Annotated in this window: 17 protein-coding genes; 8 read left to right on the top strand and 9 right to left on the bottom strand. The window is 71.3% G+C overall.

The genetic code is table 11. The features are described 5' to 3' along the window. Positions 1-19: 19 nt before the first annotated feature. From ACFYS8_RS27045 to ACFYS8_RS27055, 3 genes are all read right to left on the bottom strand, one after another. Positions 20-844, bottom strand: coding sequence for a carbohydrate ABC transporter permease (locus ACFYS8_RS27045; protein WP_387645975.1), 825 nt, complete (start codon positions 842-844; stop codon positions 20-22). A 74-nt stretch (positions 845-918) separates the two neighbouring features. After that, complete coding sequence (locus ACFYS8_RS27050) at positions 919-1,794, bottom strand: carbohydrate ABC transporter permease (RefSeq protein WP_387645977.1); 876 nt, start codon at positions 1,792-1,794, stop codon at positions 919-921. 164 nt (positions 1,795-1,958) lie between these two features. Next, positions 1,959-3,314, bottom strand: a complete 1,356-nt coding sequence (locus tag ACFYS8_RS27055) for an ABC transporter substrate-binding protein (RefSeq protein WP_387645467.1) — start codon at positions 3,312-3,314, stop codon at positions 1,959-1,961. Between the two features lie 319 nt (positions 3,315-3,633). Between ACFYS8_RS27055 and ACFYS8_RS27060 the strand changes: the two genes are divergently transcribed. From ACFYS8_RS27060 to ACFYS8_RS27075, 4 genes are all read left to right on the top strand, one after another. After that, entirely contained in the window at positions 3,634-5,529 is a 1,896-nt protein-coding gene (locus ACFYS8_RS27060; RefSeq protein ID WP_387645470.1) for a DUF2264 domain-containing protein, read from the top strand. Between the two features lie 60 nt (positions 5,530-5,589). Continuing rightward, the gene (locus ACFYS8_RS27065) at positions 5,590-6,369 is read left to right on the top strand and encodes a sugar phosphate isomerase/epimerase family protein (protein WP_387645473.1); all 780 of its coding nucleotides are present in this window, start codon (positions 5,590-5,592) and stop codon (positions 6,367-6,369) included. A 121-nt stretch (positions 6,370-6,490) separates the two neighbouring features. Then, the gene (locus ACFYS8_RS27070; RefSeq protein ID WP_387645476.1) at positions 6,491-7,147 is read left to right on the top strand and encodes a DUF4937 domain-containing protein; all 657 of its coding nucleotides are present in this window, start codon (positions 6,491-6,493) and stop codon (positions 7,145-7,147) included. 37 nt (positions 7,148-7,184) lie between these two features. Then, complete coding sequence (locus ACFYS8_RS27075) at positions 7,185-7,514, top strand: hypothetical protein (protein WP_387645479.1); 330 nt, start codon at positions 7,185-7,187, stop codon at positions 7,512-7,514. A 273-nt stretch (positions 7,515-7,787) separates the two neighbouring features. On the opposite strand, the gene ACFYS8_RS27080 is transcribed toward ACFYS8_RS27075, so the two are convergent. Together ACFYS8_RS27080 and ACFYS8_RS27085 are read right to left on the bottom strand one after the other, a co-directional pair. Beyond that, entirely contained in the window at positions 7,788-8,537 is a 750-nt protein-coding gene (locus ACFYS8_RS27080; RefSeq protein WP_387645482.1) for an SDR family oxidoreductase, read from the bottom strand. Positions 8,538-8,692: 155 nt separating this feature from the next. Beyond that, complete coding sequence (locus ACFYS8_RS27085; RefSeq protein ID WP_387645485.1) at positions 8,693-9,586, bottom strand: AraC family transcriptional regulator N-terminal domain-containing protein; 894 nt, start codon at positions 9,584-9,586, stop codon at positions 8,693-8,695. A gap of 144 nt (positions 9,587-9,730) precedes the next feature. On the opposite strand from ACFYS8_RS27085, the gene ACFYS8_RS27090 reads away from it, so the two are divergent. Continuing rightward, complete coding sequence (locus tag ACFYS8_RS27090) at positions 9,731-10,048, top strand: putative quinol monooxygenase (RefSeq protein WP_387645488.1); 318 nt, start codon at positions 9,731-9,733, stop codon at positions 10,046-10,048. Between the two features lie 102 nt (positions 10,049-10,150). After that, positions 10,151-11,119, top strand: coding sequence for an alpha/beta hydrolase (locus ACFYS8_RS27095; protein WP_387645491.1), 969 nt, complete (start codon positions 10,151-10,153; stop codon positions 11,117-11,119). A gap of 59 nt (positions 11,120-11,178) precedes the next feature. On the opposite strand, the gene ACFYS8_RS27100 is transcribed toward ACFYS8_RS27095, so the two are convergent. After that, a complete protein-coding gene (locus tag ACFYS8_RS27100; RefSeq protein ID WP_387645494.1) occupies positions 11,179-12,087 on the bottom strand; it encodes an NmrA family NAD(P)-binding protein in 909 nt (302 codons plus the stop codon). A gap of 107 nt (positions 12,088-12,194) precedes the next feature. On the opposite strand from ACFYS8_RS27100, the gene ACFYS8_RS27105 reads away from it, so the two are divergent. Beyond that, positions 12,195-12,917 carry a TetR/AcrR family transcriptional regulator gene (locus tag ACFYS8_RS27105; protein ID WP_387645497.1) on the top strand — a complete coding sequence of 241 codons (723 nt, stop codon included), beginning with the start codon at positions 12,195-12,197 and terminating at the stop codon, positions 12,915-12,917. Positions 12,918-12,999: 82 nt separating this feature from the next. Here ACFYS8_RS27105 and ACFYS8_RS27110 read toward each other — a convergent pair whose 3' ends face one another. Further along, entirely contained in the window at positions 13,000-14,019 is a 1,020-nt protein-coding gene (locus ACFYS8_RS27110; RefSeq protein ID WP_387645500.1) for an LD-carboxypeptidase, read from the bottom strand. Positions 14,020-14,092: 73 nt separating this feature from the next. Between ACFYS8_RS27110 and ACFYS8_RS27115 the strand changes: the two genes are divergently transcribed. Further along, positions 14,093-14,323 (top strand): hypothetical protein, encoded by a 231-nt coding sequence (locus tag ACFYS8_RS27115; RefSeq protein WP_387645502.1) that lies wholly within the window; start codon positions 14,093-14,095, stop codon positions 14,321-14,323. A 7-nt stretch (positions 14,324-14,330) separates the two neighbouring features. Here the strand turns inward: ACFYS8_RS27115 and ACFYS8_RS27120 are convergent, their stop codons facing one another. Both ACFYS8_RS27120 and ACFYS8_RS27125 read right to left on the bottom strand, forming a co-directional pair. Then, complete coding sequence (locus ACFYS8_RS27120; RefSeq protein WP_387645505.1) at positions 14,331-14,996, bottom strand: hypothetical protein; 666 nt, start codon at positions 14,994-14,996, stop codon at positions 14,331-14,333. Between the two features lie 14 nt (positions 14,997-15,010). Then, positions 15,011-15,697 (bottom strand): hypothetical protein, encoded by a 687-nt coding sequence (locus tag ACFYS8_RS27125; protein ID WP_387645508.1) that lies wholly within the window; start codon positions 15,695-15,697, stop codon positions 15,011-15,013. Positions 15,698-15,731: the final 34 nt, after the last annotated feature.

A 15,731-nucleotide genomic window follows, 5' to 3' on the forward strand; every position in this document is an offset into this window, starting at 1 on the left:
GCAGTGGAAAAGGAGGTGGTTACTTGACGCTGCCGGCGGTCATTCCGGCCTTCCAGTGGCGCTGGAGCGCCACGAAGGCGATGACCAGCGGCAGGACGGCGAGCAGCGAGCCGGTGACCACCAGCGGGTAGTACTCGGGGAAGGCGTGGGTCTGGGCGTTCCAGGTGTACAGGCCGAGGCTGACCGGGAAGAGCCGGTTGTCGGAGAGCATGACCAGCGGCAGGAAGAAGTTGTTCCAGATGGCGGTGAACTGGAACAGGAAGATGGTGACGAAGCCGGGCATGACCATCTTCAGGCCGATCGACCAGAAGATCCGCAGTTCGCTCGCGCCGTCCATCCGGGCGGCCTCCAGGGTCTCGCCGGGCAGGTAGCCGGCGCAGAACACCCGGGCCAGGTACACCCCGAACGGGTTGACCAGGGAGGGCAGCAGCACCGCCCAGTAGGTGTTGACGATGTGCAGCTGGGAGGCCAGCAGGTACATCGGCAGGGCGAGCGCGGTGGTGGGCACCAGCACGCCGAGCAGCACCACGCCGAACAGCTTCTCCTTGCCGCGGAAGCTGTAGACGTGGAACGCGTAGCCGGCGCCGACGCAGATCAGCGCGCACAGCAGGGCCCCGATCCCGGCGTACAGCAGGGAGTTGAGGTACCAGCGGAAGTAGATGCCGTCGCCCTGGGTGGCCAGGTCCTGCAGGTTCTGGCCGAGGTGGAAGTTGCCCGCGCCGAGCGAGCGGCCGCCGATCAGGTCGGCGGTGTTCTTCGCGGAGGCGGTGAGCAGCCAGCCGAGCGGCAGCAGGGTGTACAGGGTGGCGAGGACCAGCGCCCCGTTGACGGCGGTCTTCGACATCGTCCAGGGGCGGCGCGGCTTCCCGGCGGCGGAACCGGTGTCGGCGGCGGGGCGGACGGGGGTGAGGGTGCTGCTCATCGGGCGGTCTCCGTCCGCTTCGAGGTCGCCTGCGACGTCCGCTTCTCGTCGCGGCCGCGGGTGAAGCGGGTGACCACGAAGGACAGTGCGGCGGCGACCAGGGCGAGGATCACCGAGGACGCGGCGGCCAGGCCGTAGTCGTTGCGTTCGAACGCGGCGGAGTAGGCGTACATGTTGGGGGTCCAGGTGGAGACCACGCCGGGGGCGACGTCGTGCAGGATCACCGGTTCGGTGAACAACTGGAGCGAGCCGATCACGGTGAACAGTCCGACCATCACCACGGACGCGCGGATCAGCGGGATCTTCACGCTGAACGCGGTGCGCAGCGGCCCGGCGCCGTCGACCACGGCGGCCTCCAGCACCTCGCGCGGGATGGCCTGCAGCGCGGCGTAGAAGATCACCATGTTGTAGCCGGTCCACTCCCAGATCGCGATGTTGACGATCGCGGGCAGCGGGTGGCCGAACACGTCGACCTGGGTGCCGGCCGAGCTGAGCGCGTCGATCACCGGGCTGATGCCGGGGGTGTACAGGTACGTCCACACCAGGGCGGCGATGATGCCGGGGACGGCGTGCGGCATGAACAGCGCGAGCTGGAAGAACCGCTTGGCGCGGGCCAGCGTGGAGTCCAGCAGGAGCGCGACGGCCAGCGACAGGCCGAGCATCAGCGGGATGTACAGCAGGCAGTACTGGGCGGTGTTCCAGAAGCCGTCGCGGAACGCGGCGTCGCCGAGCGCCCGGGTGTAGTTGCCGAGGCCGGTGAACACCTGCTTGGTGGTGCCGCCGAAGCCGAGGCCGGAGCGGCGCTCGCTGAACAGGCTGAGGTAGACCGCGTAGCCGATCGGGATCAGCGTGCACGCGGTGAACAGCACCATGAACGGGGCGAGCAGCACGGCCGGGGCGGCGAGCGGCGCCCGGCGCTTCCGGGGGCCTCGCGATCCGGCGGAACCGCCCCGGACGGACGTGCCCGGGGCGACCGCGGCACCGCCCCGGGCGGCGGCGGAGGTGCCGCCGCCCGGGACGGGAGTGCTGCCGGACATCAGCCGGCCACCTTCAGACCGCGGTTCTTCAGCTCGGCGAGGGTGGCCTGCTGGGCGGCGTCGACGGCGGACGGCACGGTGGTGCCCTGGCCGAGCTTGCCGAAGGCGTCCTTCATCGAGCTGTTGGTGGCGCCCATGGACGGGCCCCAGGCCCAGTTCGGCTTGATGGACTTCGCGGCGTCCTGGTAGATCGCGTAGATGTCCTGGCCACCGTAGAACTCGGTCTTGAACGCGGCCTTGGCGACCGGGATCAGCGCCGGGTCGGCCGGGTAGGCGGAGGAGCTGCCGGAGGCGATGCGGGCCTGGATGCCCTCGGGGGTGGTGGTCGCCCAGGTGGCGAACTCGACCGCGGCCTTGGCCTTCTTGCTGTCCTTGGAGACCGCGAAGGTGGTGCCGCCGAGCATGCCGGAGGCGGGCTGGCCGTCCCAGCTCGGCATCGGGGCGACGGCCCACTTGCCGTTGGCGGCCGGGTCGGTGCCGAGGGTGGACTTCAGCACGCCGCCGCCCCACGCGGCGCCGAGGTACGCGGCGGTCTCGCCCTTCTGCAGCGAAGCCGTCCACTGCTGGCTGAACGAGGGCTGGACGCGGATCAGGTCATCGGTGATCATGCCCTGCCAGTAGTCGGCGACCTTCTTGGTGTCGGCGCCGGCCATGTCGACCTTCCAGCTGTCGCCGCTGGTGCCGAACCACTTGGCGCCGGCCTGCCAGACCATCGCCTCGAAGGTGCTCGGGTCGTCCGGGAAGAAGGTGGCGATGCGGGTGTTGGCGTCGGCGGCCTTCAGCTTCGCCGCGGCGTCCTTGAACTCGTCCCAGGTCTTCGGGACGGCGACCCCGGCCTTCTCGAAGAGGTCCTTGCGGTAGTACAGCGCCTGCGGGGAGGCGTCCAGCGGCAGCGCCCAGGTGGAGCCGCCCAGCGTGGTCAGCTCCATCGACTGCGGCAGGTACTTGCCCTTCAGGTCGGCGGAGACCAGCTTGCTGATGTCCTGCACCGCGCCCTGGCTGACGAAGTCCGGCAGCTGCGGGTACTCGACGTTGAACACGTCGGGGGCGTTGCCGGCCTTCACCGCGTTGGAGATCTTGGCGTAGCCGCCGGCGTTGCCGGACGGGATCTCCTCGAAGGTGACCTGGATGTTCGGGTGGGAGGCGTTGAAGGCCTGCACCACGTCCTTGGTGCCCTTGGCCCAGCCCCAGAAGGTGATCGAGACCGGCTTGCCGTCGCTGCCCGCGTCGGAGGCCGACGCCGACTTGTCGCCGTCGCTGCCGCACGCGGCGAGCAGGGTCACGCCCAGGACGGTGGCGGTGGCGGCGGCGGCGAGACGGAGAGCTCTGCGGCGGTGGAGAGCGGGAGAGGACATGGCACGGCTCCTGTGGGGGTCCTTGAAACGCCGGGTAGGTACCCGATCACCCGATTTGAGCAGGTCGGGCCGGGTTGATCGCTATCTTGGGACGGCCTCCGATCAGACGTCAAGAGAGTGGGATCAAATGATCGGGCTTGATCAATCACTCTTAGCCCTTCAGGCGCCGTTCACCTTGAGTTTTCGGCGTTTTCTCGGAGGTCACAATCGGATCAAGGGGATCATTCGATCACCGATTCTTGACGGGGTGATCGCCTCTTCCTAGGGTCGGCCGGTAGCCCCAGTGCCCAGCCGTGCCCACACAGGAACCGAGGCCGCCATGCCGCACCCGCTCCCCCTCCCGCCGGAAGACCGCGCGCTCAGCCCGCACACCGGCTGGACCAGGGCCCACTGGGAAGGCGCCGCCGACCACCTGCTGGCCGCCGTCCGCCCCTACGCCGGGCCGGCCAACGCCCTGATCAACCTCCCCGGCACCCGCCCCAGCTGGTCCGGCCCCCGCTCGGACGGCCTGGAAGGCTACGCCCGCACCTTCCTGCTCGCCGCGATCCGAGTCGCCGGCGCCGGCGGCGCCGACCCCACCAACCTGCTGGAGCGCTACGCCGAAGGCCTCGCCGCCGGCACCCGCACCCCCACCACCGAACGAAACCTCAGCGACGGCGACCTCACCTCCTGGGGCGCCATCACCGACCGCGGCCAGCCCATGGTGGAAGCCGCCTCCGTCGCCATCGGCCTGCGCCTCACCCGCCGCTGGCTCTGGGACCGCCTCGACCCCGCCGTCCAGGAACGCGCCGGCGCCTGGCTCGCCCAGGCCCTGCACCACCAGCCCGTCGACAACAACTGGTGGCTGTTCCCGTTCACCGTCGGCGGCTTCCTCGCCGAAACCGGCATCGACACCGACGCCGCCAACGCCGCCATCGACCGCGGCCTCGAACGCATCGACCGCTGGTACCTCGGCGACGGCTGGTACACCGACGGCCGCCCCCGCGCCATCGACCACTACAACGGCTGGGCCCTGCACCTCTACCCCGCCCTGCACGCCCACCTCGCCGCCGACCCCGCACTCACCGCCCGCTACGGGAGCCGCCTGCACGCCTACCTCGCCGACTACTCCCGGCTGTTCGACCGCAACGGCGCACCCATCCACCAGGGACGCTCACTCAGCTACCGGTTCGCCGCCGCCGCCCCGCTCTGGGCCGGCGCCCTGCTCGGCACCACCCCCCTCGACCCCGGCACCACCCGCCGGCTCGCCTCCGGCGCCCTCCGCTACTTCCTCGACCGCGACGCCCTCGACGACCACGGCCTGCTCACCCTCGGCTGGCACGGCCCCTACCCGCCGATCGTCCAGCCCTACTCCGGCCCCGCCTCCCCCTACTGGGCCTCCGGCGGCTTCCTCGGCCTGCTGCTCCCGCCCGACCACCCCGTCTGGACCGCCCCCGAAACCCCCTCCCCCGCCGAAACCGCCGACGCCGTCACCCCCCTGCCCGCCCCCGGCTGGCTGATCCAGTCCACCGCCGCCGACGGCCTCGTCCGCCTGCACAACCACGGCAGCGACGACCAGCCCGCGGACGAGCCCGTCGCCGACAACCCCCTCTACTCCCGCCTCGCCCACTCCACCCGCACCGGACCGGGCACCGCCGGCGACAACCACTTCGCGCTGCTGCTCGACGGCGAGCCGAGCGAACGCGGCCCCATCACCCCCCTCGGCGCGGGCCGCCTGGGCGCCTGCGGTTGGGCCGCGTCCTCGCACCGGCCCCGGCACCGCAGCGCTGAACTGCCCGGCATCACCGTCACCTCACTCACCCTCGCCCACGGCGCCGACGAAGTCCGGGTGCACGTCGTACGCGGCGCGACGGCCGGCACGGCCGTCCGCGAGGGCGGCTGGGCGGTCACCGGCGCCCGTTCCCGCGTTACCGGGCGCCACGCGCAGATCACCGCCGACGACCACCTCCACACCGAACTCCTCGCCCTCCACGGCTGGACCACCGCCACCACCACCCCCACCCCCGACGGCACCGCCTTCGGCCCCACCGCCACCACCCCCCACCTGCACGGCACCATCACCACCGGCCTCTTCGCCACCGCTGCCCGCCTCACGGCCGCCGCCGGCTCCCTGCCCGCGCTCACGGCCCTCGCCTTCGCCCTCGCCGATGACGTCATCACCATCACCTGGCCGGACGGGACGACCACCAACTGCCCGCTCCCGCCTGCCTCCTGACGCTTCTCCGCGCCACCCCTCCCCCGCCCGAAAACAGCGACCACCCACCCCGAGGAACCCATGCCCCTCGCCTTTTCCACTCTCGGCCTCCCCGCCCACCCCCTCCCCGCCGTCCTCGCTCTCGCCGCCGACCACGGCTACGACGGCCTCGAACTCCGCGCCGCCCCGGGCGAACCCGTCCACACCGGCCTGAACTCCGCCGAACGTCGCGCCGCCGCCCGCCAGTTCACCGCTGCAGCCGTCACCCCACTCACCGTCGCCTCGTACGTCGGCATCGCCGAGCCCGGCCCGGACGCCCCCGTCCTCGCCGACCTGCTCGCCCACCTGCACCTCGCGGCCGACCTGGGCGCCCCGTACGTCCGCGTCTTCCCACGCGGCGGCGCCGACGCCACCGAAGGCACCCGCACCGCCGCCCACCGACTGCTCGAACTCGCCGACACCGCAGTCGACTTGGGCGTCACCATCCTGGTCGAGACGCACGACTCCCACCGCTCCGGCGCCGCCCTCGCCGCCCTTCTCGCCGCCACCCCGCACCCCGCCGTCGGCGCCCTCTGGGACGTCATGCACACCTGGCTCTCCGGCGAGACCCCCACCGACTCCTACCGCCTGCTCGCCCCCCGTCTCGGCTACGTCCAGGTCAAGGACGTCGCCTCCGCCGAAGATCTCACCCCTCTCCCCCTCGGCACGGGTGTCCTCCCCCTCCCCGCCTGCCTGGCCCAACTCCCCGCCGACACCTGGATCTCCTGGGAGTACGAAGCCCCCTGGCACCCCACCGCCGCCTCCTTTGCCCCCCAACTCGCCGACGGCCAGGCCTACTTGACGTCCCACCTCACGGCCTGACGCCGAGCTCGCGCGTGGCGACGTACGCCGCTGGCCCGAACTACCCGCACCGATAGGCTGATTGACGCCGACCGTGGTCCGCGGCCGATCATTTTTTGTGCCAGTCCGGCTGGGAGGAAGGATGCGTATGTGGGGCAAGTGGATCGGTTGCACGGTGCCGGCTGCTGCGCGCGAGCAGTTCTTCACCGCGCAGGCCGCCTGGTCGACGATCAGCGACCAGCCGGGCCTGGTCGGCCAGCTGGGCGGCTGGGACCCGGCCACGGGCCGAGCCCACCTACTGGGGCTGTGGACAGACGCCGAGGCCTACCGATCGTTCATGCACGAGCGACACGACGCCGTCGTCGCCGGCAACCAGCAGAACACCACCTACACCGAGATCGACGTCGCCACCGGCGAGACCGTCCTCGAAATGGCAGGAGACGCCGCCGACCTCCCGCACGCCCTCGAACGCGCCACTCTCCTACGGGTCGCCGACTGCCGGCTGCTGCCCGGCCGCGAGGAGCACTTCCTCGAAGTCCAACGCACCGTGTGGGCCCCGGGCATGGCCGCAGCCGGGGGCATGCTGGCCGGAACCGTCACCCGACTCGATGCGCACCGCCACCTGGTCACAACCCTCTGGTCCAACTCCGCCGCCCACCAGCACTACAGCACCCACCACCTCCCGACCCTGCGCTCCCGCGCCACCCTCGAGCACGACATCCGATCGATGACCGGCCATGTGCTGCCGCTGGAAGCGGCCTGGCGCGTCCTGCCGCAATCCCGCGCACACGACAGGTGATCTACTGGCGGACGCACACGGTGATCACTGGAGAGTCATGGGAATCGAGCTCGAACTGCACTCGGAGAGACCGCGCAAGGGTCCGTCCCGGGCTACGTTGCTCCGCGGGTCCTACGAACACGGCGACGCGCTCGCGGATGCGCTGAGTGCGCTCGTCCGCCACGGGTCCGGCAAGTTGGGCCGGGTCGACCCGTACGGGGACACCCTGTTCAACGAGCAGGAGGCCGAAGTCGCTCGCCAGGAGGTCACCGTCCTGCTCCGCGGCTGCGCCGACGAGCGGCAGCGGGCCGCCCTCCTCGACCTTGACGGGCTGCTGGAAGCGTGCGCGGCAACGCCGGGCAGCTACCTGTGCTTCGTGGGTGACTGAGTCGCACACCGGCTCCCCTGGACAGCCCGGCCCGACGGTCCCCCGCTCAGTCCCTGGACCGGCGCGGACCAGGCGTCGGTCCCGCTCGCGCAAGCGTGGGGCGGCGGTCTGGTCGCCTCGGTGGACGGGAGCCAACCTGCAGGAAGGCCGCCACGCGCTCGCCCGCAAGATCTTCCGTTCATCGGGGTGAGCGCCCGACGGCGAGCCGACCCGGTGCGTGGGCGCGGGGCCGGCTCCTGGTGTCAGTTCGGCGTGACCTTGCCTGCCGGCTGATCACTTCGCCTGGGAGAGCGAGACCGCGTCGGGGCCGGCGGGGAATCGCAGCTGGCCGGTCGTGTCGTGCACGGCTCGCCACACTGTCTCGGCGACGTCGCTCTCCTTGGTGAACAGGTCCTGGCCCGTGAAGTCGCCCATGGCCTTCTTCGCCCATGGTGCGTAGGGCGCCGGGACCAGCTCGTCCAGCGAGGCGCCCTTCGTCGCGTTGGCCGCGAAGTTCGTCGTCAGGCAGGCGCCCGGCTCGACCGTCTTGGCCTGCACACCGAAGGGCGCGAGCTCGAGCGCGAGGGATGCGGTGAACCCCTCGATGGCCATCTTGCTTGCCTTGTAGACGGCCGAGAGCGGCATGTGGCCCAGCACCACGCTGGAGGTCACGTTGACCACCACGCCGGAGCCGCGCTCGCGGAACTGGGGCAGCACCGCCTGCGTCGTCGCCATCACGCCGAACGTGTTGGTTTCGAAGACTTCCCGCACTCGGGCCATGGGGGTGCCCTCGAACACGCTGATCGACGGGACGCCCGCGTTGTTGACCAGGACGTCGACGGGCCCGGCCGCCTCGAACGCGGCCGTGATGCTCTGGGGCTTGGTCACGTCGAGCTCGACGACGCGGAGCCGGTCCGACTCGGGCAGGACGCCCGCACGCGGCGCCCGCATCGTGGCGATGACGTTCCACCCCTGCGAGTGGAAGTACAGGGCGGTCTCCCGTCCGTATCCGGATGAGGCACCAGTGATCAGAACTGTCTTCATGCGGTGATCCTTGCGATGTAGTGGGATCCGCGAATGGACAGGCATTTTCCTGCCCCGCGGAAGAACCGGTGATCCCATTGAATCGCTCTGACCTGCTGGAATAGTAGAATTATTGTCGCTTCGTCTTGCACGATCCTCCCTCATGGTCCGGCCGCTCAAGGAAGGACGCCTGCAGTGCTTCGCAGGCGGGCCGCGTCCCGGCTCGGGGGTGCGCCGAACTGGCGGCGGTACTCACGGCTGAACTGCGACGGGTTGTCGTAGCCGACGCGGTGGCCGACTCCGGTGACGTCGCCCGGGTGGGTGGCGAGCAGCAGCCGGGCCTCCTGGAGCCGGATCTGTTTCTGGAACTGGATGGGGCTCATCGCGGTCACCGCCTGGAAGTTGCGGTAGAACGCGGAGACGCTCATCCCGGACAGCCGTGCCACGTCCGCGACCCGGAAGGGCTCGGCGTAGTGCTCGCGGATCCAGCGCACCGCCCGGGCGACATGGCTGAGGCCGCTGTCGGCGAGGCCGAGCTGGCGCACCGTCGCGCCCTGCTCGCCGGTGATCAGGCGCCACAGGATCTCGCGTTTGACCAGCGGGGCCAGTACGGCGCGGTCGCTGGGCTCGTCGAGCAGGCGCAGTAGCCGGACCACCGCGTCGAGCAACGCGGGCGGGGCGTCGCTGACGACGATCCCCGACGGAGTGCCTGCGGCGGGGCGGGGGATGTCGCCGGGACCGGCTTGCAGTAGCAGTTCGGCGACGGCGGACGGTTCCAGCGTGAGGCCGAAGCCGAGGGCCGGCTGCGCGGGGGCGGCCTGGGTGAACTGTCCGGTGACGGGCAGGTCGACGGATGCGACCAGGTACTGCCCGGCGCCGTACGCGTAGACCCGGTCGCCTAGCGCGAGGCGTTTGGCGCCCTGGGCGATGACTGCGAGCACCGTGCCGGACATCGAGGGCGCCGGCGGATCCGGCCGGTCGACCTTGGAGATGAGGACGCCGTCGATGGCGGTGGTCCAGTCGGGCCGGGCATGCCGGGCCAGCAGGGTGCGGAGCTCTTCGAGGTGCATGCGTCCATTGCAGCACTGTTCTGTGCTGAAATTCCCGTACTCGCGAGGATCGTGCAAGTGCCAGCGAGCATCGTTCTAACGTTTACGCAGGTCACGGCGATTGAATGGAATCACCGCACTCCATCAACGCAGAAAAAGGCCTCCATGATTGCCACGTACGGTTTCAACGCCACGCTGACCGCCAGGCCCGGAATGGGCGACCGGCTCGTCGACCTGCTGCTGACCGGCCTGCACGAGGGCAGCCCCGGCGCGAGCGAGTACTGCGTGGTCTACCTCGTCTCCCGGTCCGCGTCCGCCCCCGACGTCGTCCACGTCACCGAGGGCTGGACCAGCGAGGAGGACCACCAGCGGATCTTCGCCGGCGAGGCCGCCCAGGCCATCGTGGCGCAGATCGGCGGACTGCTGGCCAAGGAGTCCGAGTACACCGACTACGTGCCGGTCCGCGGCAAGGCCGCCTTCTGACCCGCCGAACACCCCGCACCCCAGCCTCTGCCGCCTCGGTCCCGCCGAGGCGACCTCCGTCCTCGCCCGACCGTCCGCCACCATCCATGAAAGGCAACGACCATGACCACGGCACGCCCCTCCCTCGACCCCGAACTGCATGAACTCCTGGCCGACATGCCGCTGATGTCCCAGCTCAGCCCGGAAGTGCTGGCGCAGGTACGCCCCTTCTCCTCGATGCCCGTCGAACCCCTCATGGAAGGTCGCGCGATCGACCGGCGCGAGGTCACCGCTGCGAGTCCGGACGGCACCCCGATCCCCCTGTCCGTCTTCAGCCCCGCGACCACCGATCGCGCCACAGCCGCACCCTGCGTCTACTGGATGCACGGCGGCGGGATGGTCATGGGCGACCGCTTCTCACAGATCGACATCCCGCTGGAGTGGCTCGACGAGTTCGGCGCCGTCGTGGTCTCCGTCGACTACCGGCTCGCGCCCGAGTCCACCGGTACCATCCCGGTCGACGACTGCTACCAGGGACTGCTCTGGATCGCCGAACACTCCGAAGAACTGGGCATCGACCCCGCCCGGATCATCGTCGCAGGCGCCAGCGCGGGCGGCGGCCTCGCCGCCGGCGTCACCCTGCTGGCCCGCGACCTCGGCACCCCGGCGATCGCCGCCCAAGTCCTGATCGGCCCCATGCTCGACCACCGCAACACCACCGCCTCCAGCCTCCAGTACTCGAACGGGCCCGGCGTCTGGACCCGCGAGATGAACGGATTCGGGTGGCGCTGCCTCCTCGGCGACCTCACCGACGACGAGGTACCCGCATACGTCTCGCCCGCCCTGGCCGACGACCTCGCGGGCCTGCCGACCACCTACATCGACACCGGCTCCGCCGAAGTCTTCCGCGACGAGGACACCGACTACGCCACCCGCATCTGGGCGGCCGGCGGCCAGGCCGAACTCCACGTCTGGGCAGGCGGCTTCCACGGATTCGACGCCCTGTACCCGCAGGCACACATCTCGGCCACAGCCCGCCGAACCCGCACTGACTGGCTCGCCCGACTCCTGCCCACGAACCCCGCCGCATAGGGGAAGTCGACGAGTTTCGGTCAACGTCACCCGGGCCGCCCGCGTTGCCACGTCTACCGCTACGGGGCGCCGAGCAGCTGGGTGCGAAGTGCGGCGGCGCCGGTCTCGGTGAGCCAGTCCGTGAACGTGCGCAGTCCGGGGTGGATGACCCGCAGGGCCTCGATGTCGGCGCGCCAGCGGTGTCCGGCGTCCCACTGCCGGCGGACCTGGGCAAAGCCGGGGTTCAGTGCGGTCGCTTCGTCGTGGGTGAGTTGCTGGTAACGCACGGCGATTCCGGTCGCGGCGGTGATCGCGGCGGCGGCTTCGACCGGTGTCGGGGCGTCCCCGGCGAGTTCCAGGGTGCGTCCGGCGAAACGGTCCGGCTGGTCGAAGGCCAGGGCCGCGAATTCGGCGATGTCTTCCAGGGCGATGATTTGGAGGGGCTGGTTCGGCGTGAAGAGGTGCCGGTGGACGCCGTTGACGATGCCGTCGAGGGCGAGGCCGTTCATGCCGAGGTAGTTGGTCATGAAACGGACCGGCCGCAGGACGGTCACCAGCGGGATCCGCTCGTGCAGGTACTCCTCGATGCGCCGCTTCCCGGGTGCGGCGAACGCCGCGCCGGAGGTCGAGGCGACGCCGGTGAACACCGCTTGGCGGATGCCGGTGGCGGCTGCCGCGTCGGCGAGGACCCGGCCGCGGGTGAACTCCAGTTCGTCGTCGCTGCCTGACGGTCCGTAGGCGACCGGCGGCACGGCGAACAGTGCGGTGGCGCCGGCCAGCGCCGGTTCGAGGCCGGCCGGATCGTCGAAGTCCGCGACGGCCAGTTCGGCCCCGGCGTCCGCGAGCGCGACGGCGGCGGGTGCGGTGCGGTCCCGTACCAGCGCGCGCACCGGCCGGCCGGCGGCCAGCAGGCGGCGGGCGGTCGCGCCGCCCTGCTTCCCGGTGGCGCCGGTCACGGCAACGACGCCCCGAACGGTTTCGGTGGTCATGCGGTCCTCCCTCTCGCCCGGGCCCGGTTGCGGATGGGTGTGCTCGGCCCGAGCTATCTGAGACACTCCAACCCGGTTGACTCCGAGGGCACAAGGGGTTTCGTGACATGACCGCAGTGATCGACGGCGGCGACCGGGCCGACGCCCGCCGCAATCGGGCGAAGGTGCTGTCCGCCGCCGGGGAGGCGTTCGCCGAACACGGGCTCGACGTCCCGCTCGGCGACATCGCCCGCCTGGCCGGTGTCGGCGCGGGCACCATATACCGGCATTTCCCGAGCAAGCAGGCCCTCCTGGAGGCGGTGCACGCCCAGCACCTGAGCGACCTGATCGCCTCCGGGGAGCGGCGGCTGGCCCAACTCCCGCCCACCGAGGCGTTCTTCGGGTTCCTGCTGGAGGTCGTCGAGACGTCCCAGCGGCGCGGACCGGTCTGCGACCTGGTGACCGCCGACCCGAGCTGGCCGCGCCCGGTGCTCACGGCGGCCGTGCAGCGGTTCCGCCAGGTGCTGACCGCCCTGCTCCACGCCGCCCAGCGGGCGGGCGGCGCCCGTCCCGACCTCGACCCCGAAGGCGTCGCCTCGTTCGCCGTCGGGTGCACCGCGATGCTCACCGCGCGCCGCGACCGCCAGGCCGGCCTCGCTCTCGTCCGGCTCGCCCTGGACGGCCTGCGGCCGTCCACGCCCGTCACGGAACATCCGCCCTTTCGTGACGCGCTGAACGCCCGCTGCGAGGAGTGCGGCACCGCACTCACGCCCCGCCCCACCGGCCGCCCGCCGCGCTACTGCGGACCCACCTGCCGCCAACGGGCCCACCGCCGCCGCCCGGCCGGCTGACCGAGTGCCACGATCGCGCACTCACCCACGCCGCGTCCCCGCTACCCGGGCCCGGTCGAGTACGCCGCGCCGGGTGCCGCCTTCACGATCGGTCAGCGCTGAGCGTAGGCGCCCCCACCGCCGGTTCGAGCAGCGACAGCGTCCGCCGCTCCGCGTCGAGGCCGGCGCGAATGCCCACCGGCATCGGCAGGTTCGGACCGGCGTGGCCGAAGTCGACGTTGCCCAGGACCGGGATGTCACGGTCGCCGAGGACGTCGAGGACGATCTCACGCAGGGTCGGGGACGCGCCGGGCTCGAGTCCGCCGATCTCGCGCGGGACGCCCACGACCATGCCGGAGATCCGGTCGAGGATGCCGCTGTACCGCATCACCTGCAGGTAGCTCCACACGTACGAGGCCGGGCCGCCGAACTCCTCCCAGAACAGCACCGCCCCGTCGTACTGTTCGAGCGGCAGCGCGAACGGCGTTGCCTGCGCCAGCACGATGCGGTTGATCACCCCGCCGATCAGTCGGCCTTCGGCACGACCCGGCCGCCAGCACTCCCAGGACGGGCTGGCGGGCAGCACGCCGATCGCCCCGGTCCCGGTCAGTAGGTCGAAGTAGAGCTTCTCGAGTTCCGCCTGGCGCGCCACGGACGCGGACGGCCAGCAGCCACCGAAGCCGGGGACGGCCATGTCGGCGTGGAACCCGACCAGACCGGTGCGCGCGTGGAGCACCAGGTGCAGGAGTGAGATGTCGCTGTAGCCGAGGATCGGCTTCGGGTCGGCCCGGATCGCCTCGACGTCGATCAGGTCGAGGTAGCCGAGCGCCGTCTGACCGCCGTCGCTCGCGACGATCGCGCGCACCTCGGGATCGCGCAGCAGACCGTTGAGCTCCCCGGCGATCTCCGCCGGCGTGGCCGCGCTCCACCAGCGACGGCGGCCCACTTCGAGCAGCGGAGCCCGGCGCACGCGGAATCCCATCCGCTCGAACACCGCCACCGTCCGCTCGACGTTGGGTTCGTGGGCGGCGGGCAGCGGACCGGACAGCGCGGCGATGACGACGAGATCTCCGGGCCTCAGCGCACGCGGCCGGAGCAGGTGAGGCAGTGCGGAAACAGTCACGGCGTCAGTGTCACTGTTGCCATGGGGCAGGGTCACCCGAATTTAGCCCTCGAGCCGGGCCTAAAATCCCGCCGTGACAAAGGACTTGAAGTGCACCCACTGCGGGAATCCCGGACTCGACCAGGGCTTCATCGAGGACACCGGCGAGCACAGCCGCGGCGACGCCCGCTGGATCGCGGGCCCACTGGAACGCGGCCTGTTCGGCGGAGCCAAGCGAATGGGCCGCACCCGCTTCCAGATCGACGCCTACCGCTGCCCGCAGTGCGGCCACCTGGAGCTGTTCGCCAGCCAGCAGCTCAACTAGTCCGGCACTAGAACTCGTCCGGCTCGGGCACCGCCCGCCGCCGCTCGCCCTCCGGCGTGAAGGTGAACGACTCCAGGAACGGCCCCTCGCCGAAGCGCACCGCCAGCAGCAGCGGCTGTTCGTACGGCGGGGGCCACTGCCCTGCCTCGCCGTTGCCCAGGTGGAAGGACACCATCGGCAGCCGGGGGTCCGCGCCGAGGTAGCCGAGCGTCTTGCCGTACAGCGGGTTGGTCCCGCCGAACTGCACCGACGGCGGCCCGAACTCCGCCGTCACCTCCGGCCAGGTCCGGTCCTCCCGCGCCCATGCGCGGGCCCGGCCCGCCAGCGTCGCGTACTCGTCCTCCGTGAGCACCCGGTCCGGCTCCAACCAGCCGCAGCGGTGCGCGAATTCGGCGTACACCGAGGAGGCCGCATATTGCTCCTCCTGCCCGGGGAGCACCTCCCGGAACGCGCCGACAACGCCTCGGCACGTCCAGACGCCCCGGGTCTCCCATTCCCGCTGCTGCCGGGTGAGTTCCTCGGGCCTGCGCTCGACGAACAGCAGGTGGTCGATCATCATCCGAAGGACGCTCTCGCCCCCGTAGATCACGATCCGGCGCAGCGCAAGGTTGGTCCGCTCCACCAGGTGGGCGTGGATCTCTTCGACGGTGGCGCGCGGGCCGGGAGCTGGCATCCCCGCAGTCTTCCCTACCGCGGCGGCTGCGACGAGCCCCCGGCACCGATCTCGGCCAGGTCGTCCGCCAGGTCCGCCAGGGCCAGTTCGGGGTTGAGGGCGGCCACCAGGTCGTCCGTCAGCGGCTCGCCGGCGAAGACGGCGCGGACGGCCGCCAGGTCGATCTCCTCCTCCAGGTAGTCCTCGGCGTGCGCGTGGTACGCCTCGGGCCGGCGGTCCGTCAGCAGTGCGAACAGGCCGTCCGCGCCGTCGGGATCGGGCCCGGCCGGGAAGTCGATCGTGCCGTGCTTCCACGCCCCGTCGGCGGTCTCGCGCCACAGGCAGGCAGTCACTGCGGGGGTGCCGTTCTCGTCGCTGAACGCCGGTTCGGCGACCTGCGCGGCGAACGCGGCGGGTACCTCGTCCAGCACGCCGGGCCACACCTCGTGGTCCTCGTCGCGGTACGGGCTCATCTCCGTCTCGTGCGCGAACCCGCGCACGTACGCGCCAGCGGGGCCGAACACGATCGAGTACTCGTCGCCGCTGCCGTCCCGCATCGAGGCCATCTCCTCACCGGCCGCCGCGCCCCACCGCGCGTCGTAGCTGAAGTACCGGTCGTGCCAGACGGGCAGCAGGATCGCGTCCAGCACCGCCAAGGTCCGGCAGTGGTCCTGGAGTTCGGCGATCCCGGGCAGCGACGCAGCGACGCGTTCAACAGTCATACCGTCATCCAAGCAGGTCACACCCACACCCCCG

This window comes from Kitasatospora sp. NPDC004615, from assembly GCF_042873545.1.
In the GTDB taxonomy this organism is placed as follows: Bacteria; Actinomycetota; Actinomycetes; order Streptomycetales; family Streptomycetaceae; genus Kitasatospora.

Excerpts from the sequence above, each read along its gene's own strand:
- ACFYS8_RS27045 (WP_387645975.1), bottom strand. The coding sequence starts at position 844 with ATGTCGAAGACCGCCGTCAACGGGGCGCTGGTCCTCGCCACCCTGTAC.
- ACFYS8_RS27050 (WP_387645977.1), bottom strand. The coding sequence starts at position 1,794 with ATGGTGCTGTTCACCGCGTGCACGCTGATCCCGATCGGCTACGCGGTC.
- ACFYS8_RS27055 (WP_387645467.1), bottom strand. The coding sequence starts at position 3,314 with ATGTCCTCTCCCGCTCTCCACCGCCGCAGAGCTCTCCGTCTCGCCGCC.
- ACFYS8_RS27060 (WP_387645470.1), top strand. The coding sequence starts at position 3,634 with ATGCCGCACCCGCTCCCCCTCCCGCCGGAAGACCGCGCGCTCAGCCCG.
- ACFYS8_RS27065 (WP_387645473.1), top strand. The coding sequence starts at position 5,590 with ATGCCCCTCGCCTTTTCCACTCTCGGCCTCCCCGCCCACCCCCTCCCC.
- ACFYS8_RS27070 (WP_387645476.1), top strand. The coding sequence starts at position 6,491 with ATGCGTATGTGGGGCAAGTGGATCGGTTGCACGGTGCCGGCTGCTGCG.
- ACFYS8_RS27075 (WP_387645479.1), top strand. The coding sequence starts at position 7,185 with ATGGGAATCGAGCTCGAACTGCACTCGGAGAGACCGCGCAAGGGTCCG.
- ACFYS8_RS27080 (WP_387645482.1), bottom strand. The coding sequence starts at position 8,537 with ATGAAGACAGTTCTGATCACTGGTGCCTCATCCGGATACGGACGGGAG.
- ACFYS8_RS27085 (WP_387645485.1), bottom strand. The coding sequence starts at position 9,586 with ATGCACCTCGAAGAGCTCCGCACCCTGCTGGCCCGGCATGCCCGGCCC.
- ACFYS8_RS27090 (WP_387645488.1), top strand. The coding sequence starts at position 9,731 with ATGATTGCCACGTACGGTTTCAACGCCACGCTGACCGCCAGGCCCGGA.
- ACFYS8_RS27095 (WP_387645491.1), top strand. The coding sequence starts at position 10,151 with ATGACCACGGCACGCCCCTCCCTCGACCCCGAACTGCATGAACTCCTG.
- ACFYS8_RS27100 (WP_387645494.1), bottom strand. The coding sequence starts at position 12,087 with ATGACCACCGAAACCGTTCGGGGCGTCGTTGCCGTGACCGGCGCCACC.
- ACFYS8_RS27105 (WP_387645497.1), top strand. The coding sequence starts at position 12,195 with ATGACCGCAGTGATCGACGGCGGCGACCGGGCCGACGCCCGCCGCAAT.
- ACFYS8_RS27120 (WP_387645505.1), bottom strand. The coding sequence starts at position 14,996 with ATGCCAGCTCCCGGCCCGCGCGCCACCGTCGAAGAGATCCACGCCCAC.
- ACFYS8_RS27125 (WP_387645508.1), bottom strand. The coding sequence starts at position 15,697 with ATGACTGTTGAACGCGTCGCTGCGTCGCTGCCCGGGATCGCCGAACTC.